The sequence below is a fragment of the Roseisolibacter agri genome (assembly GCF_030159095.1).
GTDB lineage: Bacteria > Gemmatimonadota > Gemmatimonadetes > Gemmatimonadales > Gemmatimonadaceae > Roseisolibacter > Roseisolibacter agri.
Map to the genome: position 1 here is coordinate 1 of NZ_BRXS01000010.1, position 26131 is coordinate 26131.

Genomic DNA, 26131 nt, shown 5'->3' on the forward strand with positions numbered 1-26131 from the left:
GCACGACGATCCAGCCGCCGGCGGGCTTGCTGGGGAGGACGAAGTTGCCCGCGTAGGTGGCGCCGTTGGCGAGCGTGATGACGTCGCCCGGCTGGGCGGCGTCGAGGGCGGCCTGCAGGTCGCCGCCCGCCGGCACGGCGATGACGCGGCCGGTCTGCGCGGGCATGCGCGTGTCGACGGTCGCGCGCGGCAGCTCCGGCGTGGTCTCGGTCGTCGGCGCGGGCGACGTCGGGAGGGGCGCCGGGGTCGGCGACGTCGTCGGAGTGGAGGCCGGCACGTCGCTCGCGACGCGGGTCCAGCGCTGGGCAGCGGTGCCCGTGCAGTACTGGAGCGTCGCCTGCTGTCCGGCGCTCGCGCCGCCCTGCACGCACAGGCCGTTGGCGAGCTTCAGCTCACCGGCGGCCGAGAGCGTCCAGGTCTGCGTCGGCGCACCTGGAATGCAGGTCCACGTGCCGAGCTGGTCCCCGACCCCGCCGCCAGCGCCCCAGTCGTCGAGGCACTGCGCACCGGCGAAGACGGTGAGCAGCGCGGGGGCGCCGGCGGCTGCGCCCTGCCACTGCTGCCCGGCCGTGCCGGCGCACGTGCTCAGCACCGCGCCCACGCCGGTGGCGTTCCGGTCGCCGGCCACGGAGAGGCAGAGCCCCGTCGCGGCGTGCACCAGCGTCCCAACCGTGGTCGTCGGATCGGTCGTGGGGGCGGGCACCGGCGCGGGCGCCGGCACCATCGTCGGCGCGGCGAGGACGAGGAGCGTCGCGCTCTCGGAGGCGAGCGAGTTGCGCGCGGTCACGACGGTGCTGCCCGTGGCCAGCGCCGTCACCATGCCCTGCGACGAGACCGTCGCGACGGCCGGGTTCGACGAGCTCCACGTGGTCGCCGTGGCGATCGTCTTGCCGCGGCGACGCGGCAGCGCCTCGGTCAGCTGGAGCGCCTCGCCAACGACGAGGGTGTCGGCCGTGGCGCCGTTGGTGAGGCCGAGGGTGCGGACGGCATCACGACCTGGCGTCAGGGCCGTGCGGGGCGCGGAGACGTCCGAGCACGCGGCGAGGAGCGCGGCCGCCAGAAGGCCGCGCGTCAGGGTGCGCATCACTGCAGAATCCTGTGGGGAGGGTCCGGAGTCCTGCGGCAACCCGACCGGCGTGGCCCCGGTGTCCCGTGGGCGGTAGCCTCGTGGCTTTGCGTCCCCGGCTTTCGCCGGGTTTGCCTTTGTCGCGACTTCCCAGGAAGCAGCGATCCAGCCGCCGTGCACCGGCGCGATGGCGCCGGCCCGACTCGTACGTGGGGGGAGGAGGGGGGGACGTGCGACACTGAGGCTAGCGCGCCACAGTCCGCGGAGACGTGATCTGGATCACCACCGGCACCGATGCGTCTGCTCTCGCCGGCGCGGCCCGGCGCGCGCGGCCACTTTCGGGCGATCTTCGGGTATATTCCCGACACGCAATCGCTTGGACGTTCCCGACCCGCCCGGTAGTGTGCACCCCATGATGGCCAGAGCCGAGATCACCACCCCCGAGATCATCAGCGAGGAGAGCGTCGTCGAGCTCTCGCTGCGTCCGCAACGCCTGGCGGAGTTCATCGGCCAGGAGAAGGTGAAGGGCAACCTGCGGATCGCGATCGCCGCCGCCATCGCGCGGAAGGAGCCGCTCGACCACACGCTCTTCCACGGCCCCCCGGGCCTGGGCAAGACGACGCTGGCCGAGCTGATCGCGCGCGAGCTGAGCGTGAACATCCACACCACGAGCGGCCCGGCGATCGAGAAGCCGGGCGACCTGGTGGGGAAGCTCACGAACATGCGCGAGGGGGACATCCTCTTCATCGACGAGATCCACCGCCTGCGTCCCGTGATCGAGGAGTTCCTCTATCCGGCGATGGAGGACTACAAGATCGACATCCGCCTGAGCGAGGGCCCGAAGGCGCAGACGATCACGATGCCGATCGAGCGCTTCACGCTGGTGGGTGCGACGACGCGCTTCGGCATGCTGACGTCGCCGATGCGCGCGCGCTTCGGGATCGTGGAGCGGCTGAACTACTATCCCGAGGACGCGCTCGAGCTGATCGTGCGCCGCACGGCGGACGTGCTGAAGGTGCCGTGCGACGCGGGCGGAGCGGCGGAGATCGCGCGCCGCTCGCGCGGCACGCCACGCATCGCGAACCGCCTGCTGCGCCGCGTGCGCGACTACGCGGAGGTGGAGGCGGGCGGCGCGATCTCGAAGGAGGTGGCGGACCTGGCGCTGCGCCGGCTGGACGTCGACGAGTTCGGGCTGGACGACATGGACGCGCGCGTGCTGCGCTGCATCATCGAGAAGTTCGACGGCGGACCGGTGGGCATCTCGACGATCGCCGCCGCGGTGGGTGAGGACGGCGGCACGATCGAGGAGGTGTACGAGCCCTTCCTCGTGCAGCACGGCTTCCTGCAGCGCACCCCGCGCGGCCGCATGGCGACGTCGCAGGCGTACCGGCACTTCGGCTACGAGCCGCCGGCGGGCGGGGCGAACGCGCAGCCGAACCTGTTCGGAGGCTGAACGGCGAACTGCATCGACAGGATGACCAGGAGGCTCCGCGTGGCGCGCTGCTCCAAGCGCCGGTGCGGAGCCTCCTGGTCATCCGGTCATCCTGTCGAAGTCGTTCCGGGAATCGCGCGCCGACCCCATTCGCCTTTGGAGAGGATACGGATTTTTCGGATGTAGCGGATGCTTCGGATCGCTCCGCGTGGCGGCGACGTTTCAAGCGCCTGGGTGGAGCGATCCGAACGATCCGTTCCGATCCGGAGCATCCGTATCCTCCGGAGCATCCGTATCCTCACCACAGGGCAACAGCCCGGGCGCGACGACGACTGTCGAGGGCACGGAGCACGATCCGCCGCCCGCAGTCCGCAGCGCTACGCCGTCGCCAACTCGACGAGGAGCGGAAAGTGATCGCTCGCCGTGCGGGCCTCGGCGGGCGCCGCGAACACCTCGCAGCGGCCGATCCGCGCCTGGTAGCGCCCCGGCGTGAACAGGTAGTCGAGCCGCACGTGCGGCTCCCACGTCGGGAACGAGTATCCCGGCTCGCCCGCGTGCAGCGTGCGCCACGCGTCCACGTAGCCGCCGTCGAGCATCGTCTGGATCGTGTCGCGCGCGATGTCGCGGCCGCTGAGCCAGATCATCGCGCGGATCCACCGTGGAAAGCCGCGCACCTCCAGCCGCTCGCCCGGCGCCAGCGCGTTGAAGTCGCCCGCGATCGCGTGGAAGCCATCCTGGTGCGCCCGGATGCCGTCGAGCAGCGCGCGGATCTCGCGCGTGCGCCGCATCTCGCTCCACTTCGAGAACCACGCGTTGAGGTGCAGCCCGAACAGCCGGCACCCGACGTCGCCCAGCTCCACCTCGAGGAAGGCGTGGCGCGAGCCGCGCGGGTGGTGCCACGCGTGGGACGTGACCGCGTGGCGGCTCAGGTAGCCCGTCGAGTGCCCGATGCGCGCGCCCCACTCGTGCAGGCCCGTCGCTTCCGACAGCCGCCGCACGACCGTGGGATCGCTCGCCTCCTGCAGCATCACCACGTCCGGGTCGGCGGCGCGGATCACCGCCGCCAGCGCGTCCTCGCGCCCGGTGCCGCCGTACTTGATGTTGTAGCTGAGGACGCGGAGCGTCACCCCGCCGCGCGCGCGCCCTCCGCGCCCTCCGCGCCCGACGCGTCGTCCTCCGCCTTCTCGGCCTTCTCGAGGATCGTGAAGTACGGCTGGTCCATCACGATCTCGCGCGCGTACTGCACGAAGTCCGACGTCGCCTGGATGTTCACCGGACGGCCCGCCAGCTCGCACAGCTTTCGCCGCAGCGGGAGCAGCGCCGGCGCCGCGTCGGGGTGATCCTCGCCCATCGGGACGCTGTGCACGCCCGGGATGTGGAACTCGTCGTACAGCTTGAGCATGTCGCCGCCGACCAGCGTCAGATCGAGGTCGCTCGTGCCCGGCCCGTCGGCGTCGAACGGCGCCCCGTCGCTCCACCGGCAGCCGATCACCACGCTCCCGCGCAGGATCACGCCCACGTCGGGCGGGATGGCCTGGCGCAGGGTGGCGACGAACTGCTCGTAGCGTGAGGCGTCGCCGTCGAAGGCCAGCTGGATGATGCGATCGCGGACCGCCTCCGGCGGCATGGCGCGGGTCTCGGCGGTGGCGGCGTAGACCGCGGCGGCGACGTCGTTCATGGGAGCGTGTGGGGGCGGGAGTCGCCCCGCGGAGTGCAATGTCGGGGCCGGCCCGCCGGTCGTGGACCCTGCCCCGTTATCCTTCGCGCCATGCCCGGCAGCCGCACCTCCGACTACGACTTCGCCCTTCCCGAGCACCTCGTCGCGCAGACGCCGCTGGCGCGCCGCGACGCCAGCCGGCTGATGGTCGTCGACCGCGCCAGCGGGTCGATCGCCCACCGCACCTTCGCCGACCTGGCGACGCTCGTCCCCGCGGGCGACGCGCTGGTGGTCAACACGACGCGCGTCTTCCGCGCGCGCCTCCTCGGCGTTCGCGACAGCGGCGCGCCGGCCGAGGTGCTGCTGCTGCGCGCGACGGGTCCGGCGGAGTTCGAGGCGATGGTGCAGCCCGGCGCGAAGCTGAAGCCGGGACGCCGCGTCACGATCGCGCCCGACCTCGCCGTCGAGGTGCTGTCGGTCACCGAGCGCGGCACGCGCCTGGTGCGGCTGCACGCCGACGGCGACCCGATGACGGCGGTCGAGCGCCACGGCCACGTGCCGCTGCCGCCCTACATCCACCGCGCCGACGCGCCCGAGGACGCCGCGCGCTACCAGACCGTGTACGCGGCGCGGAGCGGCTCGGTGGCGGCGCCGACGGCGGGGCTGCACTTCACGCCCGAGCTGCTCGACGCGCTGGCCGCGCGCGGCGTGCGGCGCGTGGACGTCACGCTGCACGTGGGCGCGGGCACCTTCAAGCCGGTGGAGGTCGAGGACCCCGCCGCGCACGTGATGCACGAGGAGTGGTACGAGGTCTCCACCGACGCCGCCGACGCGCTGCAGCGCGTGCGCGCCGCGGGCGGCCGCGTGTGGGCCGTCGGCACGACCTCCGCGCGCACGCTGGAGAGCGCGGCCGATCCCGACGGCCGCGTGCGCGCCGAGGCGCGCGACACCGCGCTGTTCATCCGCCCGGGCTACCGCTTCCGCGCGGTCGACCACCTGATCACCAACTTCCACCTCCCGCGCTCCACCCTGCTCATGCTCGTCGCCGCGCTCGCGGGCCACGAGCTGACGATGCACGCCTACGCCGAGGCGGTCCGCGAGGGCTACCGCTTCTACTCGTACGGCGACGCGATGGTGGTCGTCTGACGCCCATGGCCTTCGAGCTCGAGATCACGCACACGCAGGGGCGCGCCCGCGCCGGCACCTTCACCACGCCGCACGGCACCGTGCAGACGCCCGCCTTCATGGCGGTCGGCACGCTGGCCACGGTGAAGGGCCTCGACCCGCTGGACCTGCGCGCGATGGGCGCGCAGATGATCCTCGCCAACGCGTACCACCTGCACCTGCGGCCCTCCGACGCGCTCGTGCGGCAGATGGGCGGGCTGCACCGCTTCATGGCGTGGGACGGCTCGATCCTCACCGACTCCGGCGGCTTCCAGGTGTTCTCGCTGGAGGGGCTGCGGAAGATCGACGAGGACGGCGTGGACTTCCGCAGCCACATCGACGGGTCGTCGCGCCGCTTCACGCCCGAGAGCGTGATGCGCATCGAGCGCAACCTCGGCGCCGACGTCATCATGCAGTTCGACCACGTGCCGCCGGGGCAGAGCGACGTACCCGTGGCGCGCGACGCGATGGAGCGCTCGCTGCGCTGGCTGGCGCGCTGCCGCGACGAGTTCGCGCGGCTGCTGCGCGAGGACGCGGACGCGCCGACGCCCGAGCAGGCGCTCTTCCCGATCGTGCAGGGCGGCATCCACGCCGAGCTGCGGCGCGAGAGCGCGCGCGCGATCGTCGACATGGGCGCATGGCGCGGCTTCGGCGTCGGCGGCCTCTCGGTGGGCGAGGCGAAGCCCGACATGTACGCGATGCTCGAGGTGGTGGACGACGTGCTCCCCACCGACCGGCCGCGCTACCTGATGGGCGTCGGCTACCCCGAGGACCTGGTCGAGGGCGTGCGCCGTGGCGTCGACCTGTTCGACTGCGTGGCGCCCACGCGCATGGGGCGCAATGGTGCCGCGCTGACGCAGGACGGCCGCATCAACCTGCGCAACGCGCGGCACCGCGACGATCCGGGCCCGCTGGACGAGGGGTGCGACTGCACGGTGTGCACGCGCTTCTCGCGCGCCTACGTGCGGCACCTCTTCACGTCCGACGAGATCCTCGGGCTCCGGCTCCTGAGCCTGCACAACGTGCACTTCCTGGTCGCGCTGATGCAGCAGGCGCGCACGACGCTGGCCGACGGCACCTTCGACGCGTGGAGCACGGAGTGGCTGGCGCGCTACCTGGCGGGCGAGCGCGCGAGAGGCGCGGTGGCGCGGCCGGTGACCCCACACCCCAAACGGTGAAGCACTGCGGGCTGCGGACTGCGGATCTACGACTCATCGGGACACGCCGTCGTAGAATCCGCAGTCCGCAGCCCGCGGTCCGCGGCGCAGTTCACGGCTGCGTCGGCGCGCTCGCGACCACCGGCAGCGTCATCGTCGTCTGGGCCAGCCGGTGCTGCAGCCACTCGCGGTCCGGGGCGCTGAGCAGGGGCGAGCGGGTCAGCAGCGCGCTCTTCTCGACCGACGCGCGCGCGCGGTCGTTGTCGCGCAGCTCCTGCGCGATCGCCGCCACGTCCGCGTAGGCCGACGCCGCGTTGAAGACGTCGCCGCGCGCCAGCGCCTGGTCGGCCGCGCGCTGCATCAGCGACAGCGCCATGCCGGGCTGCTTGAGCGCGTGCCGCACGTACGCCGCCGTCTGCAGGCTCCTGAACGCCTGCGGGTCCTCCGGCGCGCGCAGCGAGGCCGCCTTCTCGCGCAGGCCCGCGGCCTTGGCCCACTTGCGGCGCGAGCCCGTCTCCTCGTACGCGACGGCGCGCTCGTCCAGCCGATCCGCCTCGGCCGTGCGCGCGGAGACCTGGATGGGAGCGAGCGGCTGCTGCGCGCGCGCACCGGCGGGCAGCGCGAGGGCGGTGACGACGGCGGCGGTCCAGAACAGGGGGCGAGTCGAGGCGCGCATTGAGGACTCCTGCGATCTGGCGTGAGGCGTGCGGCGGAGAACGGCTTCTCCGGACCGGTGGAGGGCGTGACCCGTTCCGGTCCCGTCTCCCCTACGTGGTCTGACACGCCGCGATGCGCGCCGGCTGTTTGCGTGTCGTTCGCGAGCGGTGATCTCTCGGGAGCCGCGCCGCGAGGCCGGATTCCCTCCGCACCGCGGAACGGGCCTCTGGCCCCTGCGCACGTCGCACTGGGAGCGCCGCGGGCTCGGGTCGGGACGAATTCGCAGCCCCGAGCGCGCGGGCCGTGTTAGCTTTCCCGCCTCACCTCCGCCCGTCCCATGTACCCGACGCTCCTCCTCCTGCAGGCCACGGCGAACCCGATCTACGGGACGCTGTTCATGTACGTCGCGATCGCGGCGATCTTCTACTTCATCCTCTGGCGCCCGCAGCAGCGCCAGCGGAAGCAGCACGACCAGACGATCCGCGCGCTCAAGCGCGGCGACGAGATCGTCACCGCCGGCGGCATCGTGGGCGAGGTCGTGCACATCAAGGAGCAGACGGCCGGGCAGCCGACGCCCGAGGACCAGATCACGATCCGCTCCGGCGAGTCGCGCCTGGTGGTCGAGCGCGGCCGCATCGTCCGGGTGGGCGCCGCGCGCGGCGCCGCCACGCCCGCGCCCTGAGGCGCGCGCCCGTGTCCGTGCTCGACATCCACGTCCTCGGCGCGCCCATCCTGCGCCAGGAGAGCGAGCCCGTCGCCGAGATGACGCCGGAGCTCCGCCGGCTGGTCGACGACATGTTCGAGACCATGTACGTCGCCAAGGGGATCGGCCTCGCGGCACCACAGGTGGGGCGCCGCGAGCGGCTCTTCGTCGCCGACGTGGACGACCAGCCGCTCGTGCTGGTGAACCCCGAGATCGTGCTCGCCGAGGGCTCGGCGCGCGGCGAGGAGGGGTGCCTGTCGATCCCCGAGATCTACGGCGACGTGGACCGCCCGTCGCGCGTCGTGATGCGCGGCCTGGACCGCGATGGCCGGCCCATCGAGGTCGAGGCGGTGGACCTGCTCGCGCGCTGCATGCAGCACGAGCTCGACCACCTGAACGGGAAGCTCTTCCTCGACTACCTGGGCCTGTTCAAGCGGCGGTCGGCGATGCAGAAGTGGGAGCGCGAGAAGGCGAAGTATCCGTCGCTGCGCCGCGCGCTCATCACCGCGAAGGAGCTGGCCGAGCAGCACAACGAGGAAGCGCTCTAGCCCGGTGAAGATCCTCTTCTGGGGCACCCCCGACTTCGCCACGCCCCCGCTGCGCGCGCTGCTCGGCGAGGGCTTCGACGTCGTGGGCGTCGTCACGCAGCCCGACCGCCCGCGCGGGCGCAGCCGCTCGCAGCTCGATCCGTCGCCGGTGAAGCAGGTCGCGCTGGCCGAGGGACTGCCGGTGCTGCAGCCGGAGAAGCCGCGCGGCGACGCGTTCATGGACGAGGTGCGCGCGCTCGCGCCCGACCTGTCGGTCGTCGTGGCGTACGGGCACATCCTGCCGAAGGCGGTGATCGACCTGCCGCCGCGCGGGACGCTCAACATCCACGCGTCGCTGCTGCCGCTGCTGCGCGGCGCGGACCCCATCCGCGCGGCCATCCGCCAGGGCTTCGCGCACACGGGCGTGGCGATCATGCGCATGGTGCCGGCGCTCGACGCGGGGCCGGTGCTGCACACGCTGCAGACGCCGATCGCCGACGACGAGACGTACGGCGAGCTGACGGAGCGCCTGTCCGAGCTCGGCGCGCTGGCGCTGATGGAGGCGCTGGCCCTGATGGCGACCGGCACGCTGCACGAGCAGCCGCAGGACGACGCGCTCGCGACCTACGCGCCCAAGACCGAGCGCGAGCACGCGCGCATCGACTGGACGCGCCCCGCGGAGGACGTCGCCCGCGCGATCCGCGCCTACGACCCGCGCCCGGGCGCGTTCGGCGCGCTGCGCGGCGCGGACGTGAAGCTGTTCGGCGCGCGCGCCGTCCCCACCGAGGAGCGCCCCGACGTCACCACGGGCGAGGTCATCGCGCTCGGCCCGCAGGGGATGGACGTGAAGTGCGGCGAGGACGCGGTGCGCGTGCTCTATGCGCAGCCCGCCGGCCGGCCGCGGCTGTCGGTGGCCGACTGGGCGCGAGGGCGCGGGGTGGAGTTGGGAGACGTGTTCTCAGGGCCGCCGGCAGAGGTCGTGACCTGAGCTGCGGGCTGCGGATCTGAACGACGCACCGCTCTGACAGGATGATAGGATGAACAGGAGGCTCCGCCGTGCGCGATGTCCCAGGCGCTCGGCGGAGCCTCTTCGTCATCCCGTCATCCCGCCCGGTGCCGTTCCGACTCCCGCGCGCCGCACCCTCTTGCCCATTGGGGGATCCGGATGCTCCGGATGCGAACGGATCCTTCGGATCGTCCCGCGTGGCCGCGACGTCCCAGGCGCCGGGCCGGAGCGATCCGTTCGATCCGTTCCAATCCGCAGAATCCGCATCCCTCCAAGAGGCCGACAGGTCCGGCGCGCCGAGGCATCCTCAGCGGCCGTGCACGCAGCTCGCACCACGCAGCCGCCTCACGAGCCACCGCCCGCGGGCCCGGCCCGGGCTCCCGCGTCCCGCTATGTTTCGTCCATGCCGCCCACCGACGCGCCGCCCATGCCCCGCCGCCCGATCATCGGCGGCGTCACGCCCGCGCGTGTGCTCGCGGCCGAGACGCTCGCGGACCTGCGCAAGGGATTCCTGCTGGACCCGTCGTTCGAGCGGCGGGCCGGGGGGCTCGACGCGCGCGACCGGCGCTGGGCCCAGGAGCTCCTGTGGGGGACGCTGCGCAAGCGCGGCTGGCTGGACGCGCTGCTGGCGGCGCGCGTCAGCGGCGGCCTGGCCCGCCTCGACGCGGACGTGATCGACCTGCTGCGCCTGGGCGCCTACCAGCTGCTCGAGATGACCAGCGTGCCGCCCTACGCCGCGATCGCGCAGACGGTGGAGCTCGCCAAACGGCGGCACGGGATCGGGGCCAGCAAGCTCGTGAACGCGGTCCTGCGGCGGCTGGAGCGCGACCGCGCGGCGCACGGGGCCGAGTCGCTCGCGGGTGTCGTGCCGGCCGACGCCCGCGAGGCGCTGGCCGCGCGCCACTCGCATCCGCAGTGGCTGGTGGAGCGCTGGGCCGACCGCTGGCCGCTCGACGAGGTGGAGGCGCTACTGGCCGCCAACAACCGCGAGGCGCCCGTCGTCGCGCGCCCGTGGGGCCTCTCGGCCGACGCGCTCGCGGCGGAGCTGACGGCGGCCGGTGTCCGTCTGGCCGAGCCGGCGCCGGGCACCGTGTGGGCGCGCGACAGCCTGCAGCTCGCGCCGGGCGCCGCGCTCACCGAGCTCGGGGCATTCCGGCAGGGGCACTTCCACGTGCAGGACCCCGCCTCGACGCTGGTGACGCAGTACGCCGCCTTCCCCGAGGGCGCGACCGTCGCCGACCTGTGCGCGGCGCCCGGCGGCAAGGCGCTGGAGCTGTCGCGCACCGCGGCCGTGGTGTACGCGGGCGACCGGTCCTACGTGCGGCTGCAGCGCGTGCGCGCGAACCTGCGGCGCCTCGCGGTGGAGAACGTCATCCCCTTCGTCGGCGATGCGCGCGAGCCCGCCGTCGGAGCGGTCGACGCGCTGCTGCTCGACGCGCCGTGCACCGGGACCGGCACCTTCCGCCGCCACCCCGACGCGCGATGGCGCCTGAAGCCGTCCGACATGGCCGTGATGCCGGCGCTGCAGCGGCAGATCCTGCGTGCGGCCGCGCGCATCGTGAAGCCGGGCGGGCTGCTGGTCTACAGCACCTGCTCCATCGAGCCCGAGGAGAACGACGCGCCGGTGGACGACTTCCTGGCCACGCACCCCGAGTGGACGCCGGAGCCGCCGCCCGCGGGCGCGGTGCCCGACGCGGTGCTGGACGGCGGGCGCCTGCGCGTGCTGCCGCAGCGGCACGGCGTGGACGGCGCGTTCGCGGTGCGCCTGCGCCGGGCGGGCTGACGATGGCGACCCAGGCCACCCCGTCCCCCGCCGCGCCGCCCGCGCGCACCGTGCCGCGCTGGCGCTCGCGTGCGCGCGGCATCCTGCCGTACGTCGTCACGGGCGCGTCGGGCTTCGTGATCGGCTACCTGATCGTGTACCTGTTCGTGTTCCCGTCGCAGCTGGTGCCGAGCGACCGCCCGGTGCCCGAAGTGGTGGGGCTGCTCGACACCGACGCCCAGCAGCGGCTGCGCGACGCGGGCTTCGTCCCGCAGCTCGGCGAGCAGCAGGCCAACGCGTCGGTGCCGCCGAACACGGTGCTCAAGCAGAATCCCGTCGCGACGTCGCGGAAGCCGAAGGGGACGACGGTCGTGATCGACGTCGCCGTCGAGCCCTGAACGACGCTGCGGGCTGCGGGCTGCGGGTTCGGATCCGCAGTCCGCAGTCCGCAGCTCCCATCTCGCAATTCTGTACGTGCCCACCAAGATCGCTCCTTCGATTCTGAGCGCCGACTTCGCGCGCCTCGCCGACGAGATCGCGATGTGCGAGGCCGGCGGCGCCGACATGATCCACGTCGACGTCATGGACGGCCGGTTCGTGCCGAACCTGACGTTCGGCGCCAAGGTCATCGACGCCGTGCGGCGCTGCACCGCGCTCCCCATCGACGTGCACCTCATGGTCGTCGAGCCGGAGCGCTACTTCGACGACTTCGCGAAGGCGGGCGCGAACGTCTGCACGATCCACGTCGAGGTGTCGCCGCACCTGGACCGGCAGCTCGCGCGCATCAAGGAGCTGGGGATGCAGGCCGGCGCGACGCTCAATCCGGCGACGCCGCTCGTGACGCTCGAGGAGGTCGCGCGCGACCTCGACCTGCTGCTCATCATGAGCGTGAACCCGGGCTTCGGCGGGCAGCGCTTCCTCGAGTACAGCGTCGACAAGATCGCGCGCGCCCGCCGCATGCTGGACGCCGCCGGCAGCCGCGCGCTGCTGGAGGTCGACGGCGGCATCACGCGCGACACGATCCTCCGCTGCCGCCGCGCGGGCGCCGACACCTTCGTCGCCGGCAACGCGATCTTCGCCGCCGCCGACCCGCGCGCCGAGATCGCGGCGCTGCGCAACGCCAGCCTGGAGACCGCATGACCGCGCGCGCGCAGTGGACCCTCGTCCTCGGCGTCATCGCCGCGCTGGCGCTGGGGCTGTGGGCCGCCACGCACCTGCTGAAGGACGAGCTCTATCACGTCGAGGTGGGCAGCGAGGCGCCGCGCTTCGCCGCGGTCACGCTCGACACGCCGGCGAAGCCGCGCACGCTCGACGACTACAAGGGCCGCGTCGTGCTCGTGAACATCTGGGCGACGTGGTGCCCGCCCTGCCGCCAGGAGATGCCCAGCCTGCAGGCGCTGCACCGCGACTTCTCGCCGCGCGGCTTCCGCGTCGTCGCCGTCAGCATCGACGACGCGGGCGCCGAGCAGAAGGTGCGCGACTTCGTGCAGGAGTTCGGGCTCACCTTCGACGTGCTGCACGATCCCGCGGGCGCCATCCAGAAGCAGTACGCGACCACCGGCGTGCCCGAGAACTTCGTCATCGGCGCCGACGGCACGGTGCGCAAGAAGGCGTACGCGCAGGACTGGAACTCGCCCGAGAACCGCGCGCTGATCGCGCGGCTCCTGGACGAGGCGGGCGCGCCGGCGGCCGGCGCGGCGACGACGGCCGGAACGCGCTGACGATGCCGGGACGTGGCGCCGACCGCCGCGCGACCGACCGCGACGACGAGCGCCGCGCCGAGACGTGGGCGCTCGGCCGCGGCACGGCGATGCTGCTCGCGATCGGGCTCGCGGCGCTGCTCTGGCTCGCCGTGCAGCTGGAGCGCGCGACGCACGTGGTGACGGAAGCGGAGACCGCGCGCACGGTGAGCGCGGAGACCACGCGGTGAGCGCGCCGTGAAGACGCTGCGCGTGCTCGGCATCGAGACGTCGTGCGACGAGACGTCGGCCGCGGTGGTGGAGGGGCATCGTGACGACGTCGCGCTGCGCTCGCTCGTGATCCTGTCGCAGGACGTGCACCGCCTGTTCGGCGGCGTGGTGCCCGAGCTGGCGAGCCGCGCGCACCTCACGAGCGTCGTGCCCGTCGTACGCCGCGCGCTCGACGACGCGGGCGTGGGCGTGCGCGACCTGGACGCGGTCGCGGTGACGCACGCGCCCGGGCTCGTGGGCGCGCTGCTGGTGGGCGTGAGCTACGGCAAGGCGCTGGCGCACGCCGCGGGCGTGCCGCTCGTCGGCGCGCACCACATGGAGGGCCACCTCTTCGCGACCGCGCTGGAGCACGCGGACGCCACGCCGCCGTTCACGGCGCTGCTGGTGTCGGGCGGGCACACGCTGCTGCTGGACGTGGCGGCGTGGGGCGACTACCGGCTGCTGGGCGCGACGCGCGACGACGCCGCGGGCGAGGCGTTCGACAAGGTCGCGAAGCTGCTCGGCCTTCCCTACCCTGGCGGCCGCCACATCGAGCGGCTGGCGCGCACCGGCACGCCCGACCGCCACCGCTTCGCGCGGCCGATGGTGCGCGCCAACCAGACGCCCGCCGACGCCGATTACTACGACGTCTCGTTCAGCGGGTTGAAGACCGCGGTGCTGCACGCCGTGCGCCGTGCCGAGGCGGAGGGGGCCGACGCGCTGGACGCCGAGCGGCCGCACCTCGCGCGCGGCTTCCAGGACGCGCTGATCGAGACGCTGGTGGAGAAGACGTACCGCGCCGCGCGCGCGTTCGACCGCCGGCGCGTGGTGCTGGGCGGCGGCGTGGCGTGCAACGGCGCGCTGGTGGCCGCGATGCGCCGCCGGCTGGAGCCGCGCGGCGCGACGGTGTTCGCGCCCACGCCGCGCCTCGCCACCGACAATGCCGCCATGATCGCGCGCGCGGGGCTCTTCCGCCTGGAGCGCGGCGAGACCGCCGACCTGTCGCTCAACGCGTACGCGACGCTGCCGATGCCCGGGCTCGTGGACGAGCGCCGCACCGGACGCGCCGAGTGGCGCGCGGGCGCCGCGTCCGGCTGACCCCCCGCCGGCGCCCCGCCTATCTTTTCCGCATCCCCGACGCCCACTCCATGAATCTCGCCGCTCCGTTCGTCCACGCGCCGTTCTCCCTCGACATCGGCCCGCTGCAGCTCACCGGCTTCGGGCTCGCAGTGCTCGCGGCGTTCGGGCTGTCGCAGATCGTCACGATGCGCGAGCTGACACGGCGCGGCCACGACCTCTACGCGCAGACCACGCCCGACATCGTCTTCGCGGCGCTGCTCGGCTTCCTGATCGGCGCGAAGCTGTACTACGTCGTGCTCACCGGCGACCCGGGCGCGATCTTCAGCCGCGGCGGCTTCGTGTTCTGGGGCGGCTTCATGGGCTCCGTGGCGCTCTGCTGGCTCACCATCAAGCGGAAGAAGCTGAGCTTCGCGCGCTACGCGGACGTCGCGGGCATCGCGATCGCGGGCGGCTACGCGGTGGGACGCACGGGGTGCTTCGCCGTCGGCGACGACTACGGCCGGCCGTGGAACGGGCCGCTCGCGTTCACCTTCCCGAACGGCGCGCCGCCGTCGACCGCGGCCAACATGCAGGACCTGTTCGGCATCCCGCTCGCGCCGGGCACGCCGCCGAACCAGGTGATCGCCGTGCACCCGACGCAGCTGTACGAGACGGCGATGGGCTTCGTGATGTTCCTCATCCTCTGGCGCTTCCGCGACCACGAGCACGCCGAGGGGTGGCTGTTCGGGCTGTACTGCGTGCTGGCGGGGATCGAGCGGTTCATCGTCGAGTTCTTCCGCGCCAAGGACGACCAGCTGACGTTCGGGCTGACGACCGCGCAGGTGATCGCGATCGCCATCGCGCTGGTGGGCGTGATCGTGATGGTCGCGCGCCGCACGCCGCGTCCCGGCGCGCCCGGCATCCACGCGACCGCCGCGGCGGCCTGACGTCGCGGGACGGCATGCCCGGCGCCGCGGTCCACGTCCCCGTGCTCGCGGGTCGGCACGTGCGGCTGGAGCCGCTCTCGCTGGCGCACGTGCCGGGGCTGTGCGAGGTCGGGCTCGACCCGGAGCTGTGGCGCATCACCGTGTCGTACGTCGCCACGCCCGCGGACATGCGCCGCTACGTCGAGGCGGCGCTCGCGGACCGCGACGCGGGGACGGCGTTTCCCTATGCGCAGGTCGAGGTCGCGACGGGACGCGTGGTCGGGAGCACGCGCCTCGCCAACTGGGCGCCCACGCACCGCCGCATCGAGATCGGGTGGACGTGGATCGCGCCGCCCTGGCAGCGCACGGCGATCAACACGGAGGCCAAGCTCCTCCTGATGACGCACGCCTTCGAGTCGCTGCTGTGCCAGCGCGTGGAGCTGAAGACGGACGCGATCAACGATCGGTCGCGGGCGGCGATCCTCCGGCTCGGCGCGGTCGAGGAGGGGACGCTCCGGCGGCACACGGTGACCGACCTGGGGCGGACGCGGGACACGGTGTTCTTCAGCGTGCTGTCCGACGAGTGGCCGCGCGTGAAGGCGGGGCTGGAGGCACGGCTGCTGCCTCGCTGACCGCCTGCTGACTCCATCCGGCGGCCCCTCGTCCGCAATCCCGAATGCGATTGACGTGATTGCGGCCCCATGTCAGATTACGAGGGCGCGAATGAGAACCGTTCTCAACACGCGTCCCGCTTCCGTCGCTCCGTCCCGATCCGCGTGCTGAGCCTCTTCGCCCGCCGTCCGCGTCCGTCGCGCGCGCTGACCGTCGTGTCCGCGCCCGAGAGCGACGCGTCCGCCACGGGATCTGCGACGACGGCCGCCCGCGCGATCACGCCGCCCGCGTCCTGCCCGCTGGCCGCCTGCGGCCCCGGCGCCCGCGCCACGGTGCTCGCGCTCTGCTGCGGCCACGCCGACGCCTGCCGCCTCCGCGCGCTCGGCTTCAGCGAGGGAACGCAGGTGGACGTCGTCGACGCCCGCCACGCCATGCTGCTCGACGTGCGCGGCACGCGCATCGCCCTCGGCCCCGCGCTGACGGCCGGCATCACCGTCCAGCCGCACGCGGGCTGACGGTGGCCTCCCCGCCCGTCACGGCGGGCGGACTCGACGCGAGGACCCCCGGCAGCACGGCCCCCGCGGCCCCGATCCACGACGCGCGCCCGCTCCGCGTCGCCCTCATCGGGAACCCGAACACGGGGAAGACGACGCTCTTCAACGCCCTCACCGGGCTGCGGCAGAAGGTCGGCAACTTCGCCGGCGTCACCGTCGAGCGTCACGAGGGGAGCTACCGCACCGACGACGGCCGCCGCGTCGCGGTCCTCGACCTCCCCGGCAGCTACTCGCTCTCCGCCGGCTCCCCCGACGAGGCGATCGCCCTCGAGGTGCTGATCGGCCGCGGGAAGGACGTCCCGCTCCCGGACGTCGTGGTCGTCGTGATCGACGCGCAGCACCTGGAGCGCAACCTCTTCCTCGCGGGCCAGGTGCTGGAGCTCGGCCTGCCGGTCGTCGTCGCGCTGAACCAGATCGACGCCGCCGTCGCCGCGGGCGTGACGATCGACGTCCCGGAGCTGATCCACGAGCTGGGCGTCACGGTCATCCCCACGGTCGCGAAGCGCGGCGAGGGCGTGGACGCGCTCAAGCGCGCGATCGCCGCCGCCCCAGGCTTCCCGCCGGCCGAGCGGCGCTTCGCGCTGCCGCCGGCGGCCGAGGAGGCGCTGGCGCCGCTCGCGGCGCGGCTGGAGGACGCGGGGCTGCCCCGCTCCGCCGCGCGCATGGAGGCGCTGCGCCTGCTGGGCGTCGCGCACCCCGAGGCGCACCTCGCCGACGTGCCCGACGCGGCGCCGTTGCTGGCGCGGGCGCGCGACGTGCTGACGACGGCCGGCCTCGTGCCCGAGCGGCTGGAGGCGGAGCTGCGCTACGGCTGGATCGCGGGCGTGCTGGCGCGCAGCCTCACGCGCGCCGCGCCGCGCGGCCGCACCGCGACGCACCGCATTGACAGCGTGGCGCTGCACCGCGTGTGGGGCCCGCTGCTGTTCGTGACGCTGATGGCGCTCGTCTTCCAGGCGATCTTCACCTGGGCGACGCCGCTGATGGACGCGATCGAGGGCGTGGTGGGGTGGATGGGCGCGCGCGTCGGCGACGCGCTGCCGCCGGGCGACCTGCGCTCGCTCGTCGTGGACGGCGTGTTCGCGGGCGTGGGCGGCGTGCTGGTGTTCCTGCCGCAGATCGCGATGCTCTTCCTGTTCATCGGCATCCTCGAGGACAGCGGCTACATGGCGCGCGCCGCGTTCCTGATGGACGGGCTGATGCGCCGCGTGGGGCTGCACGGCAAGAGCTTCATCCCGATGCTCTCGGGCTACGCGTGCGCGGTGCCGGGCATCATGGCCGCGCGCACGGTCGAGAACCCGAAGGACCGCCTCGCGACGATCATGGTCGTGCCGCTCATGAGCTGCTCGGCGCGGCTGCCGATCTACGCGCTGCTGATCGGCGCGTTCGTGCCGCCGGTCGCGCTGCTCGGCGGCGCGATGACGCTGCAGGGCGTGACGATGCTCGGCATGTACTTCCTGGGCACCGTCACCGCGCTGGGCGTCGCGGCGGTGTTCAAGCGCACGCTGCTGCGCGGCCCCGCGCGCCCGATGATCCTGGAGCTCCCCGCGTACCGGCTGCCGAGCGCGAAGAGCCTGCTGATCGGCGTGTACGGACGCGCGCTGATGTTCGTGCGCCGCGCGGGCACGGTGATCCTCGCGCTGTCGATCGTGCTCTGGGCGCTCGCGACCTACCCGAAGACGACGCCCGACGCGTCGCTGCCCGAGGCCGCGCAGCAGGAGCAGCAGCTGGAGCGCTCCTTCCTCGGCCGCATCGGCCACGCGATGGAGCCGGCGGTGCGCCCGCTCGGCTACGACTGGAAGATCGGCGTGTCGATCGCCGCCAGCTTCGCGGCGCGCGAGGTGTTCGTCAGCACGATGGGCACGATCTATGGCGTCGGCGACACGGAGCAGGACGACGCGGCGGCGCTGCGCGAGAAGCTGCGCGCCGAGCGCGATCCGCGGACCGGCCGCGCAGCATACACGCCGCTGGTGGCGATCGGGCTGATGGTGTTCTACGTCTACGCGCTGATGTGCATGAGCACCATGGCCGTGACGGTGCGCGAGACGGGCGGCGGCCGCACCGGCTGGAAGTGGGCCGGCGTGCAGTTCGCCTACATGCTGGGACTCGCCTACGTGGCGGCGCTGGTCGTGTACCAGGGCGGCCGCCTGCTGGGATGGGGCTGATGGAGATGCAGACGCTGATCGTCATCGCGATCGTCGCGGTGGCGCTGCTGTTCGTGGGTCGCCGCGCGTGGAGCACGCTGCGTCCGAAGCGGGACGCGGGCTGCGGCCACGACTGCGGTTGTGGACCGGCCGCGTCGCGCACCGAGGGCGACTGGTCCAAGACCTGAGCGCGATGACCATGCACCGCTCGTGGGCGGGCGCGCTCGTCACGCGCATGCTCGTCACGCTCGCGCTCGTGCCGGCGGCTGCGCTGGCGCAGGCGCCCGCCACCGCCGACGTGCCGCGCGTGACGCTCGTGCTCTCGGCCGGCGGCGGCTCGGCCTTCGCGGCGCCGTCGATCCACGACGACCATGCCGCGGTGCTCGGCCTCGTGGGCGCGCGGCGGCAGCTGTGGCGCGCCGTGATGCTGGAGGGTGCGCTGCAGCTGCAGACGTCCTTCGTGCGCGGCAGCGACCTGCTGCTCGTGTGCGTGCCCGTGTCGCCCGGCAGCGACCGGTGCCGGGCCCGCAGCCTCGGCCCGCGCGCCCTCGCGGCCGACGCGTTCGTGAGCGGCCTCGCGCGCGTCGGCGTCGAGCGCCGGCTGGGCACGGGCGGCCCGTTCGTGCGCCTCGCGACCGGCGGCGGCTACATGACCGAGGTGCGCCAGCCGTTCGCGACGCTCGCCGGCGGCCTCGCCTACGGCGGCCGGCGTGCGCGCGTGGCGCTGGAGCTCGATCGCTGGTGGTCGCGCGTGGACGTCGCCGAGGCGACGATCTCGATGCGGAATCCCGAGGACCGCAGCACGCGCACGCTGCACGAGGGCGCGACCTCCACGTTCGTGCGCCTGGGCCTCGATATCCCCGTCGGCGCGCGATGAGGCGCGCCGCGCGACTGGCGATCGCCGTCGCGCTGGTGGCGACCGCCCGCCCGCTCGCCGCGCAGCGGCTCGCGTGGGACGTGAGCGCCGGCGTCGGCGCGATGCCCGACGCGTTCAGCGCGCGCTGCGGCGCCGGCGGTCGCTCGAGCGGCGGCGGATTCCTGCTCGGCGTCGCGGGGCGCTGGCGACTGCCGCCGCTCGTCGTGCTGGAGGCGGACCTCTCGACGGGCATCTCGACGTTCGCGAAGGGGTGCGACGCGGTGCTGCGCGCGCGCGCGACCCCGCTCGGCGATGGCCGCGTGGCGGAGCGCGAGTTCGTGGGCTACGCGGTCGAGACGCGCGATCCCGCGTTCTGGGCCGCGTCGCTGCGCGCGGGCGTCGAGACGCCGGAAGGCGCACCGCGGCGCGTGCCGCTGCTGCGCGCGACCGCGGGCGCTGGGCTCGTGCGCAACGCGGCCAAGCCGCAGCTCGAGCCGCTCGTCGTCCTCGCGGGTGGCGTGGGGACGCGCGGGCGCGGCGCGCGCGTGATGCTCGAAGGCGAGTGGACGTACTTCCGTGCCGATGCTCGCGAGCGCCTCACGGTCGTGCGTCCGGCGACGGCCACCACGCCGCGTTCCGTCGAGAGCACGTCCGAGGGCGCGATCCGGCTGCCGCAGGGGTGGACGGTCGCACGGCTGCGCGTCGAGTTCCCGATCGGCGCGCGACGGCGCTGAGGCGCGACTGCCTCTGGCGCCCCGGGGTACGGGGTGCCATCTTCGGGATATGTTCGGCATTGTCGCCGATCCCGGAATGGACGCAACTTCAGGGCGCGTCCAATCCTGGAGAAGCCATGCCGCCGCGCCCCGCGGCCCCGCGCCGTCCCGACCGCCCCGACGTCGAATCCGCCGATGCGCTCTCCGGTCCCGCGCTCCGCACGTTCTTCCGCATCGCCGACGCGTGGCGGCTGAGCCCCGGTGAGCAGATGACGCTCCTCGGCGGGCCGCCGCGGTCGACCTTCTACAAGTGGCGCGAGGGCGGCGTCGTGCGCCTGCCGCGCGACGTCCTCGAGCGCATCTCGTACGTGCTCGGCATCTACAAGGCGCTGCAGATCCTGTTCGCCGAGCCGGCGCGCGCGGACGCGTGGATCCGCCATCCGAACGACGCGCCGCCGTTCGGCGGCCGCACGGCCCTCGACCGCATGCTCTCGGGCAACGTCGCGGACCTGTACATCGTGCGGCAGTACCTCGACGCGCAGCGCGGCGGCTGGCCGTGAGCGAGGCCGTCCCGGCGGACGGGCCGCCGACGGCGGGCGCGCCGTCGCCGGACGCGGTGCCGGTGACCGCGGTGCGCTGGCGGCCCTGCTACCGGGTGGTGCCGAGCCGCTTCCCGCCCATCCAGCTGTTCGAGCGCGTCGCCGATCCGGCGGACCTCGACGCAGTGTTCGCCGTCGAGGCGATGACCGACGACAGCGTGCGGGCCTCGGTGGGCGACCTCTCGCGCGTCCCGCCCGACGAGCGCGTGACCGGTGCGGGCGCGGGCTACGTGATGGCGCCGTTCACGCACGTCGCGCCGCCGGGCGGCCGCTTCACGGACGGGACGTTCGGCGCGTACTACGCCGCGCGGACGCTGGAGACCGCGGTGGCCGAGACGACGTATCACCGCGCGCGCTTCCTGCGCGCGACGCGCGAGCGGCCGATCGAGCTGGACATGCGCGTGCTCGTGGCGACGCTCGACGCGCCGCTGCACGACCTGCGCGGGCTGCAGGGCCGCTACCCGGCGCTGTACGACGCCGAGGAGTACGGCGCGTCGCAGGCGTTCGGACGCGCGCTGCACGCGGCGGGCGCGTGGGGCGTGGTGTTCGACAGCGTGCGGCATCCGGGCGGCGAGTGCGCGGCGGTCCTGCGCCCGCGCGGCGTGTCCGAGTGCCGGCAGGGGCTGCATCTCGCCTACGTCTGGGACGGCGCGCGGATCGCGATGGTCTACGAGAAGCGCTCGTTCCGGCCATGAGCCGGCGCGCCGCGCTCACGCTGCTCGCGCTGCTGGGCGGCTGCACGAGCGCGGGCGTGCGCGACGGCGTGCGCACGATCGAGCACGACGCGCTGCAGCGGGCCGCGACCACCAACGGCGCGAACGCGAGCCTGCTCGTGGCGCGCCGCACCGAGGCGGGCGTCGTCATCGTGGACCTCGGCTGGCGCGGCGCGGAGCGGGCGCTCGAGGACGCGCTGACGCGGCTCGGTGCGCGACCGCGAGACGTCGTCGCCGTGCTGCTGACGCACAGCCATCGGGACCACGTGGGCGCGTGGCGCGCCGTCGCGCACGCCCCGTTCTACGTCGGCGCGGGCGAGCGCGCGCGGCTGCTGGGACGGGCGTCGCACCGTGGCTGGATTCCGCGCCTGGCCGACCACCTGCGCAGGCCGTCGCTGCCCGACGCACGGCTGGACGTGCGCGAGCTCGCGGGCGACACGGCGCTCGTCTTCGGACGCGACACGGTGCGCGCGTTCGCGCTGCCGGGACACACCGTGGGCAGCCTCGCATGGCTGGTGGGCGACGTGCTGCTCGTCGGCGACGGCGCGTCGCACGCGCCCACCAGCGGACGCCTGACGCCCGCGCGGCGCGGCTTCTCGGACGATGCCCGCGCCGCGCGGCGGAGCCTCGTGCGCCTGCGCGCGGCGGTCGCGCCGTATCACGTACGCGCGCTCTGCACGGCACACGCGCGCTGCGCCACAGCCGACTCGATCACCTGGCGGCGGCTCACGCGCGGTGACTGAGCGTGACACGCCGGACCCGTTGGCCTATTGGGGAGGATACGGATCCTCCGGATGACACGGATGCTCCGGATCGTTCCTCGTTGAGCGAGGTGCGTCGCCGCCACACGGAGCGATCCGAAGCATCCGCTAGATCCGGAGCATCCGTTTCCTCCCCAAGAGCTACAGGGCCCGGCGCGCCGGTGTCACCCGACGTCAGCCTCCAGCACTACGACCGCCGCCGCGGTGTGCTCGGCGTGCGTCAGCGACAGGTGCGCGCGGGTCACGCCCAGCTCCGCCGCACGCTCCGCCGCACGGCCGTGGAAGCGCAGCGTGGGACGTCCGTCCCACTCGACCACGACCTCGATGTCGCGCCAGCCGATGCCGCGCGCGTGCTCCGTGCCGGCGAGCGCCTTGTACGCCGCCTCCTTCGCCGCGAAGCGTGCGGCCAGGTGCCGCGCGGGCTCGGCGCGGTTGGACGCGTAGGCCGCCTCGCCTTCCGTGAACAGCCGCGACGTGGCGCGCTCGCCCTTGTCGGCGAGCATCTCCGCGATGCGCGCGATGTCCACCAGGTCGAGGCCGAGGCCGACGATCATCCCGAGATCACCACGCGGTCACTGCGCGGCGCGCAGCACGTACAGCGTCTGGCGGCGCGTCTGGCCGCCCGCGCGCGCGAGCACCAGATACGCGCCGTTGGCCAGCGCGGTCTGCGAGCCCACGTCCCACGTCACCTCGTCCACCGTCGCGTCGGCCGCGGTACGCCACACCAGCCGGCCGGTGAGGTCGTACACGAGCACGTCGCCCGCCGTGCCGACGAACGGCCACGTGAAGCGCACGCGGTCGCCGCGCACCGGGTTCTCCGAGGCGATGAACGCGATCGCGGCGTTCGGATCGGTCGCGACGCGCGGCAGGTGCCCCACGAGCGCGATCTCGTCGACGTCCCACGGCAGCGCCGACGAGCGCAGCTCCAGCTGCAGCGTCGCGCCACGCACGCCACCGACCTCGCGGCTCTCCGGGTAGAAGAGCGGCGCGTCGCCCGCGACCGTCAGCACGCGCTCGGGAAAGGTGCGCCCGCCGTCGCGCGACAGCCACACGGTGCCGTTGCGCGAGGGACCGAACGCGTCGCCCGCGTGCCGCGACCAGAGCGCGACCGTCACCGTGTCCACGTCGTCCGGCACGCGCACCGCGGGCGAGCGCAGCGTCGCGTTGCCCAGCGTCCGCCACGCCCGTGTGCCCGCGAGCGGCGGCAGGCCGGTGGGCGCGAAGCCCGTCGCCGTCCATCCGCTGTCGGCCGGCTCCGCGCCGCCGGCGAGCAGCACGCGGTAGCGCAGGCTGTCGCGCCCCGCGCGCACCGCGACCTCCGACGGTCGCGCGGGCAGCGAGTCGGCGACGGAGCGGCGCTGGTAGCGGCCGCCGTTCAGCGCGTCCACCGTCGCGCGGCGCGGTGCGCCGTCCACCGTGATCGCGGCCGGCGCGGCGCCCGAGCGCACGCGCACCATCGGGCTCACGGACTCCAGCGCCACGCGCGGCGCGGCGTAGCCCGTCGTGGGCGAGCGCCAACGCGACGGATCGCCCGCCGCCTCGATCGCGTCGAGCGCGAACGGCAGGTTGTCCTCGAACAGCGTGCGGAGCTTCGCCTCGTCGTCCGGGAACTCGAAGCCGTAGAACGTCGCGCCCTCGAAGCCGCTCGAGATCTCGGGCGTGAAGCTGACGGTCCCGAAGCGCTCCGACGCGAAGTCGGTGTACTCGCCGTTCGTCGGATAGAGCTGCCACGACGGCTCCGGACGCTGGTAGCCGTACGGTGCGCCGGGGAGCCGGTCGCGCACCGCCGGCCGCTCGTCGGTGCCGGCGAGCGCGCGGTAGATGCTCAGGTCCCCCGGCAGCAGTCCGTAGCGCCATCCTTCCGGATAGAGCAGCAGCCCCGCGAAGGTGTGGTAGCTCACCGAGACCACTGGCGGATGCAGCACGTGGAAGCGCTCGATCGCCTGCGTCTCCAGCTCTGACGCGGCCGACCCGCCGCGGAAGACCTCGCTGCGCGGATCGGGCGAGGAGCCGAGGTCGTCGACGCCCCAGCGCACCGAGTGGTTGCGGTTGAGGTCCACGCCGACGACCGGCTTCCCCTCGAACGTGCCCTGCTGCCGGCGGTTCTTCCGCCACAGCCGGTCGTTCGTGAAGGTGTACTCGTAGCCGTCCGGGTTCGCGACGGGCACGATCCACACGTCGCGCCGCGCCACCAGCGAGTCGAGACGCGCGCTCGGCGCCGGCGGCGACACGAGGTGGCGCAGCAGGCGCAGCGTCATCTCGGTCGCGGCCCACTCGCGCGCGTGGTACGTCGCGAGGAAGATCACGTTGGGGCGGCGCGTGTCGTCGCCCGCCGGGCCGACCTTCGCCGCGAGGATGGGACGCCCTTCCAGCGTGCGGCCGAGCGTGTCGACGTGCACACGCGTCGGGTGCGCGCGCGCGAGCGAGTCGAGGTACGCGCGCACGCCGCGGCGCGGGTCGTCGTAGCTGCGGTAGACCGTCGTCTGCGCCGCGTCGGCCGCGGTGCGCGGGCGCGGCGCGCGCATCTCCGTCGTCGTCGCGCCCAGGCGCTCCAGCCGCGCGCGCTCGGTGGAGTCGACCACCACCAGCCGCTCGCCGCCGCGCCCCGGCACGACGTCGAAGCCGAGCCGCGCCAGCGCGCGCACGTCCAGCGAGTCGGCGCCGCTCACGCGCACGACCACGTGCACGTCCTGCGCGCGTGCCGCCGGCGCGGCCGAGAGCGCGGCCGCGAGCAGCAGCGCCGGTGCCCCGCCGCGCCGCAGCACGCGGCGCCACAGGCGCCCCGCTCCGCCGCGCGGATCCGCGAGCGCGGGCAGCGCCTCGATCCACGCGCGGTCGGCGCGCGCGAACGCCTCGCCGAGCGCCGCCGACCATTCGCGCCAGCGCAGCAGGCGCACGTCGTCGGCGGCGTCGCGCAGCGCGGCCGCGCGGTCCGCCAGCTCGCGCAGCGCGGCCGCGACCGGCTCGACCAGATCGTGCAGCTCCGCCTCCAGCGCGCGCCGCTCCGGCGGGAGCTGCGGGAACCGCTCGGCCGCCAGCGTGGAGAGCGCGGCGTGCAGCGCGGCGGCCATCGCGTCGCCGTCCGCGTGCGCGGCGGCGCGCCACGGTTCGGCGCCGCCGCGCGCCACCTCGTCGCGCGCGGCGCGCAGCGGGTCCACCAGCGCGGCGAAGAAGCGGTCGTGATCGGAGCCCGGGCTGCCGCGACGGCTGCCGTAGGCGCGCAGCGCGCGCGTGACCTCGGGCAGCGCGTAGGCGCGCGCGCGCAGCGTGGCGCCGAGCGCGCGGAACGCATCGGCACCGTCGGCTTCGGGCGTCAGCTCCAGCGCGTCGCCGCCCGCGACGAAGCACGCGATCTCGCGGTCGTCGACCCGCAGCCCGTCCAGCTGGCCGATGCGCAGCGCGAGCAGCATCGGGCGCCCCTCCGGAAGGGCGACCTCCAGCTGGTCGCCCTCGAGCCGCGCGCGACCGCGCTCGTCCCACTCCGCGCCGCGCAGCAGGCCGCGCACGCGCACCGGCACGGGCGCGGCCGGCTCAGTCATCCGCCAGCTCGTGCGTGCTGAGCGCCGCCGTCTGTCCCGTGCGCCGCTCGAACGCGGCGACGAAGTCGGCGAGGCGCGCGGCCGTGAACGCGGCGCGCGGCAGCCCGGTGGCGACGATCGCCGCCTCCACCGCGGCCGGCGTCCCCTCGACCTCCATCAGCACGTCGAGCCGCGGGTAGCGCTCGAAGCGCAGCGTCGCGTCGCCGAGCGCGTACTGCGCGATCTCGCGCTCCACCTCGCGCGTGACGACGAAGCCGGCCGACGACAGCATGATCTCGAGCACCGCCGCGTCCTCGACGCCCGTCGAGCGCTCCAGCCGCTTCTTGTAGCCGCCCTCGACGCGCGTGGGGCCCTTCCAGTCGAGCGTGTGGCGCGCCGCGCCGCCGACGTGTGCCGCCGGGATGCTGGTGCGCACGCGCACGACCTCGTCGCGGTCGGCGAGCGGGCGGTGCGGCAGGTCCCAGCGCCGATCGATCAGCGCGCCCTCGAAGACGAGGCGCGCGCCCGCCGCCTCGAGACGCGCGCGGCACGCCTCGGGGTCGGGCACCATCGCCTTGAGCTCCGTCTCGTCGATCATG

Annotated in this window: 29 protein-coding genes and 1 riboswitch; of the genes, 22 read left to right on the forward strand and 7 right to left on the reverse strand. The window is 74.2% G+C overall.

Features of this window, described 5'->3' with window-relative positions; genetic code table 11:
* A partial coding sequence (locus tag rosag_RS24370; RefSeq protein WP_284352799.1) for a ricin-type beta-trefoil lectin domain protein occupies positions 1-1084 on the reverse strand: 1084 nt, incomplete at its 3' end.
* A 34-nt stretch (positions 1085-1118) separates the two neighbouring features.
* Positions 1119-1212, reverse strand: a riboswitch (cyclic di-GMP riboswitch).
* Positions 1213-1481: 269 nt separating this feature from the next.
* Here rosag_RS24370 and ruvB point away from each other — a divergent pair.
* Positions 1482-2519, forward strand: a complete 1038-nt coding sequence (gene ruvB, locus rosag_RS24375) for a Holliday junction branch migration DNA helicase RuvB (protein WP_345784882.1) — start codon at positions 1482-1484, stop codon at positions 2517-2519.
* Between the two features lie 356 nt (positions 2520-2875).
* On the opposite strand, the gene rosag_RS24380 is transcribed toward ruvB, so the two are convergent.
* Both rosag_RS24380 and rosag_RS24385 read right to left on the reverse strand, forming a co-directional pair.
* A complete protein-coding gene (locus rosag_RS24380) occupies positions 2876-3625 on the reverse strand; it encodes an endonuclease/exonuclease/phosphatase family protein (protein ID WP_284352801.1) in 750 nt (249 codons plus the stop codon).
* The gene (locus rosag_RS24385) at positions 3622-4176 is read right to left on the reverse strand and encodes a hypothetical protein (protein ID WP_284352802.1); all 555 of its coding nucleotides are present in this window, start codon (positions 4174-4176) and stop codon (positions 3622-3624) included. Before rosag_RS24385 ends, rosag_RS24380 begins: the two co-directional genes overlap by 4 nt.
* A gap of 90 nt (positions 4177-4266) precedes the next feature.
* Between rosag_RS24385 and queA the strand changes: the two genes are divergently transcribed.
* Together queA and tgt are read left to right on the forward strand one after the other, a co-directional pair.
* The gene (gene queA / locus rosag_RS24390) at positions 4267-5301 is read left to right on the forward strand and encodes a tRNA preQ1(34) S-adenosylmethionine ribosyltransferase-isomerase QueA (protein WP_284352803.1); all 1035 of its coding nucleotides are present in this window, start codon (positions 4267-4269) and stop codon (positions 5299-5301) included.
* 5 nt (positions 5302-5306) lie between these two features.
* Positions 5307-6497, forward strand: a complete 1191-nt coding sequence (gene tgt / locus rosag_RS24395) for a tRNA guanosine(34) transglycosylase Tgt (protein ID WP_284352804.1) — start codon at positions 5307-5309, stop codon at positions 6495-6497.
* A gap of 91 nt (positions 6498-6588) precedes the next feature.
* Here tgt and rosag_RS24400 read toward each other — a convergent pair whose 3' ends face one another.
* Positions 6589-7152 (reverse strand): hypothetical protein, encoded by a 564-nt coding sequence (locus rosag_RS24400; RefSeq protein ID WP_284352805.1) that lies wholly within the window; start codon positions 7150-7152, stop codon positions 6589-6591.
* A gap of 318 nt (positions 7153-7470) precedes the next feature.
* Here rosag_RS24400 and yajC point away from each other — a divergent pair, with 318 nt between their 5' ends.
* From yajC to rosag_RS24495, 19 genes are all read left to right on the forward strand, one after another.
* A complete protein-coding gene (gene yajC, locus rosag_RS24405) occupies positions 7471-7815 on the forward strand; it encodes a preprotein translocase subunit YajC (RefSeq protein ID WP_284352806.1) in 345 nt (114 codons plus the stop codon).
* A gap of 11 nt (positions 7816-7826) precedes the next feature.
* Positions 7827-8384: a peptide deformylase gene (gene def, locus rosag_RS24410; RefSeq protein WP_284352807.1), complete on the forward strand. Its 558-nt coding sequence runs from the start codon at positions 7827-7829 to the stop codon at positions 8382-8384.
* A gap of 4 nt (positions 8385-8388) precedes the next feature.
* Complete coding sequence (fmt, locus tag rosag_RS24415; RefSeq protein WP_284352808.1) at positions 8389-9351, forward strand: methionyl-tRNA formyltransferase; 963 nt, start codon at positions 8389-8391, stop codon at positions 9349-9351.
* 421 nt (positions 9352-9772) lie between these two features.
* Positions 9773-11152 (forward strand): 16S rRNA (cytosine(967)-C(5))-methyltransferase RsmB, encoded by a 1380-nt coding sequence (rsmB, locus tag rosag_RS24420; RefSeq protein ID WP_284352809.1) that lies wholly within the window; start codon positions 9773-9775, stop codon positions 11150-11152.
* 2 nt (positions 11153-11154) lie between these two features.
* Positions 11155-11529: a PASTA domain-containing protein gene (locus tag rosag_RS24425; RefSeq protein WP_284352810.1), complete on the forward strand. Its 375-nt coding sequence runs from the start codon at positions 11155-11157 to the stop codon at positions 11527-11529.
* Positions 11530-11605: 76 nt separating this feature from the next.
* Positions 11606-12271, forward strand: coding sequence for a ribulose-phosphate 3-epimerase (gene rpe, locus rosag_RS24430; protein ID WP_284352811.1), 666 nt, complete (start codon positions 11606-11608; stop codon positions 12269-12271).
* Positions 12268-12852, forward strand: coding sequence for a TlpA disulfide reductase family protein (locus tag rosag_RS24435; RefSeq protein WP_284352812.1), 585 nt, complete (start codon positions 12268-12270; stop codon positions 12850-12852). The genes rpe and rosag_RS24435 overlap by 4 nt, the downstream gene beginning before the upstream one ends.
* A gap of 2 nt (positions 12853-12854) precedes the next feature.
* Entirely contained in the window at positions 12855-13061 is a 207-nt protein-coding gene (locus rosag_RS24440) for a hypothetical protein (protein ID WP_284352813.1), read from the forward strand.
* Positions 13062-13077: 16 nt separating this feature from the next.
* Positions 13078-14178 (forward strand): tRNA (adenosine(37)-N6)-threonylcarbamoyltransferase complex transferase subunit TsaD, encoded by a 1101-nt coding sequence (gene tsaD, locus rosag_RS24445; RefSeq protein ID WP_425607536.1) that lies wholly within the window; start codon positions 13078-13080, stop codon positions 14176-14178.
* A gap of 50 nt (positions 14179-14228) precedes the next feature.
* Positions 14229-15086, forward strand: a complete 858-nt coding sequence (gene lgt, locus rosag_RS24450) for a prolipoprotein diacylglyceryl transferase (protein WP_284352815.1) — start codon at positions 14229-14231, stop codon at positions 15084-15086.
* A 14-nt stretch (positions 15087-15100) separates the two neighbouring features.
* A complete protein-coding gene (locus tag rosag_RS24455) occupies positions 15101-15697 on the forward strand; it encodes a GNAT family N-acetyltransferase (RefSeq protein ID WP_284352816.1) in 597 nt (198 codons plus the stop codon).
* 144 nt (positions 15698-15841) lie between these two features.
* Positions 15842-16192, forward strand: a complete 351-nt coding sequence (locus tag rosag_RS24460; protein ID WP_284352817.1) for a FeoA family protein — start codon at positions 15842-15844, stop codon at positions 16190-16192.
* A 2-nt stretch (positions 16193-16194) separates the two neighbouring features.
* Positions 16195-18393: a ferrous iron transport protein B gene (gene feoB / locus rosag_RS24465; RefSeq protein WP_284352818.1), complete on the forward strand. Its 2199-nt coding sequence runs from the start codon at positions 16195-16197 to the stop codon at positions 18391-18393.
* A complete protein-coding gene (locus rosag_RS24470) occupies positions 18393-18560 on the forward strand; it encodes a FeoB-associated Cys-rich membrane protein (RefSeq protein ID WP_284352819.1) in 168 nt (55 codons plus the stop codon). The genes feoB and rosag_RS24470 overlap by 1 nt, the downstream gene beginning before the upstream one ends.
* 5 nt (positions 18561-18565) lie before the next feature.
* Positions 18566-19249, forward strand: coding sequence for a hypothetical protein (locus rosag_RS24475; protein WP_284352820.1), 684 nt, complete (start codon positions 18566-18568; stop codon positions 19247-19249).
* Positions 19246-19962, forward strand: coding sequence for a hypothetical protein (locus rosag_RS24480; RefSeq protein WP_284352821.1), 717 nt, complete (start codon positions 19246-19248; stop codon positions 19960-19962). Before rosag_RS24475 ends, rosag_RS24480 begins: the two co-directional genes overlap by 4 nt.
* Before the next feature lie 116 nt (positions 19963-20078).
* Positions 20079-20501: an MbcA/ParS/Xre antitoxin family protein gene (locus rosag_RS24485; RefSeq protein WP_284352822.1), complete on the forward strand. Its 423-nt coding sequence runs from the start codon at positions 20079-20081 to the stop codon at positions 20499-20501.
* Positions 20498-21235, forward strand: coding sequence for an RES family NAD+ phosphorylase (locus rosag_RS24490; protein ID WP_284352823.1), 738 nt, complete (start codon positions 20498-20500; stop codon positions 21233-21235). Before rosag_RS24485 ends, rosag_RS24490 begins: the two co-directional genes overlap by 4 nt.
* The gene (locus rosag_RS24495) at positions 21232-21996 is read left to right on the forward strand and encodes an MBL fold metallo-hydrolase (RefSeq protein WP_284352824.1); all 765 of its coding nucleotides are present in this window, start codon (positions 21232-21234) and stop codon (positions 21994-21996) included. Before rosag_RS24490 ends, rosag_RS24495 begins: the two co-directional genes overlap by 4 nt.
* A gap of 182 nt (positions 21997-22178) precedes the next feature.
* On the opposite strand, the gene rosag_RS24500 is transcribed toward rosag_RS24495, so the two are convergent.
* From rosag_RS24500 to rosag_RS24510, 3 genes are read right to left on the reverse strand one after another with little or no spacing between them, the layout of a single operon-like run.
* Positions 22179-22568 (reverse strand): holo-ACP synthase, encoded by a 390-nt coding sequence (locus tag rosag_RS24500; protein WP_284352825.1) that lies wholly within the window; start codon positions 22566-22568, stop codon positions 22179-22181.
* 18 nt (positions 22569-22586) lie between these two features.
* The gene (locus rosag_RS24505) at positions 22587-25553 is read right to left on the reverse strand and encodes a M14 family metallopeptidase (RefSeq protein WP_284352826.1); all 2967 of its coding nucleotides are present in this window, start codon (positions 25551-25553) and stop codon (positions 22587-22589) included.
* A complete protein-coding gene (locus rosag_RS24510; protein WP_284352827.1) occupies positions 25546-26130 on the reverse strand; it encodes a class IV adenylate cyclase in 585 nt (194 codons plus the stop codon). Before rosag_RS24510 ends, rosag_RS24505 begins: the two co-directional genes overlap by 8 nt.
* Position 26131: the final 1 nt, after the last annotated feature.

Coding starts and splice junctions, on each gene's coding strand:
- ruvB (WP_345784882.1), top strand. CDS start 1,482: ATGGCCAGAGCCGAGATCACCACCCCCGAGATCATCAGCGAGGAGAGC.
- rosag_RS24385 (WP_284352802.1), bottom strand. CDS start 4,176: ATGAACGACGTCGCCGCCGCGGTCTACGCCGCCACCGCCGAGACCCGC.
- queA (WP_284352803.1), top strand. CDS start 4,267: ATGCCCGGCAGCCGCACCTCCGACTACGACTTCGCCCTTCCCGAGCAC.
- tgt (WP_284352804.1), top strand. CDS start 5,307: ATGGCCTTCGAGCTCGAGATCACGCACACGCAGGGGCGCGCCCGCGCC.
- rosag_RS24400 (WP_284352805.1), bottom strand. CDS start 7,152: ATGCGCGCCTCGACTCGCCCCCTGTTCTGGACCGCCGCCGTCGTCACC.
- yajC (WP_284352806.1), top strand. CDS start 7,471: ATGTACCCGACGCTCCTCCTCCTGCAGGCCACGGCGAACCCGATCTAC.
- rsmB (WP_284352809.1), top strand. CDS start 9,773: ATGCCGCCCACCGACGCGCCGCCCATGCCCCGCCGCCCGATCATCGGC.
- rosag_RS24425 (WP_284352810.1), top strand. CDS start 11,155: ATGGCGACCCAGGCCACCCCGTCCCCCGCCGCGCCGCCCGCGCGCACC.
- rosag_RS24435 (WP_284352812.1), top strand. CDS start 12,268: ATGACCGCGCGCGCGCAGTGGACCCTCGTCCTCGGCGTCATCGCCGCG.
- rosag_RS24440 (WP_284352813.1), top strand. CDS start 12,855: ATGCCGGGACGTGGCGCCGACCGCCGCGCGACCGACCGCGACGACGAG.
- lgt (WP_284352815.1), top strand. CDS start 14,229: ATGAATCTCGCCGCTCCGTTCGTCCACGCGCCGTTCTCCCTCGACATC.
- rosag_RS24455 (WP_284352816.1), top strand. CDS start 15,101: ATGCCCGGCGCCGCGGTCCACGTCCCCGTGCTCGCGGGTCGGCACGTG.
- rosag_RS24470 (WP_284352819.1), top strand. CDS start 18,393: ATGGAGATGCAGACGCTGATCGTCATCGCGATCGTCGCGGTGGCGCTG.
- rosag_RS24475 (WP_284352820.1), top strand. CDS start 18,566: ATGACCATGCACCGCTCGTGGGCGGGCGCGCTCGTCACGCGCATGCTC.
- rosag_RS24480 (WP_284352821.1), top strand. CDS start 19,246: ATGAGGCGCGCCGCGCGACTGGCGATCGCCGTCGCGCTGGTGGCGACC.
- rosag_RS24485 (WP_284352822.1), top strand. CDS start 20,079: ATGCCGCCGCGCCCCGCGGCCCCGCGCCGTCCCGACCGCCCCGACGTC.
- rosag_RS24495 (WP_284352824.1), top strand. CDS start 21,232: ATGAGCCGGCGCGCCGCGCTCACGCTGCTCGCGCTGCTGGGCGGCTGC.
- rosag_RS24500 (WP_284352825.1), bottom strand. CDS start 22,568: ATGATCGTCGGCCTCGGCCTCGACCTGGTGGACATCGCGCGCATCGCG.
- rosag_RS24505 (WP_284352826.1), bottom strand. CDS start 25,553: ATGACTGAGCCGGCCGCGCCCGTGCCGGTGCGCGTGCGCGGCCTGCTG.
- rosag_RS24510 (WP_284352827.1), bottom strand. CDS start 26,130: ATGATCGACGAGACGGAGCTCAAGGCGATGGTGCCCGACCCCGAGGCG.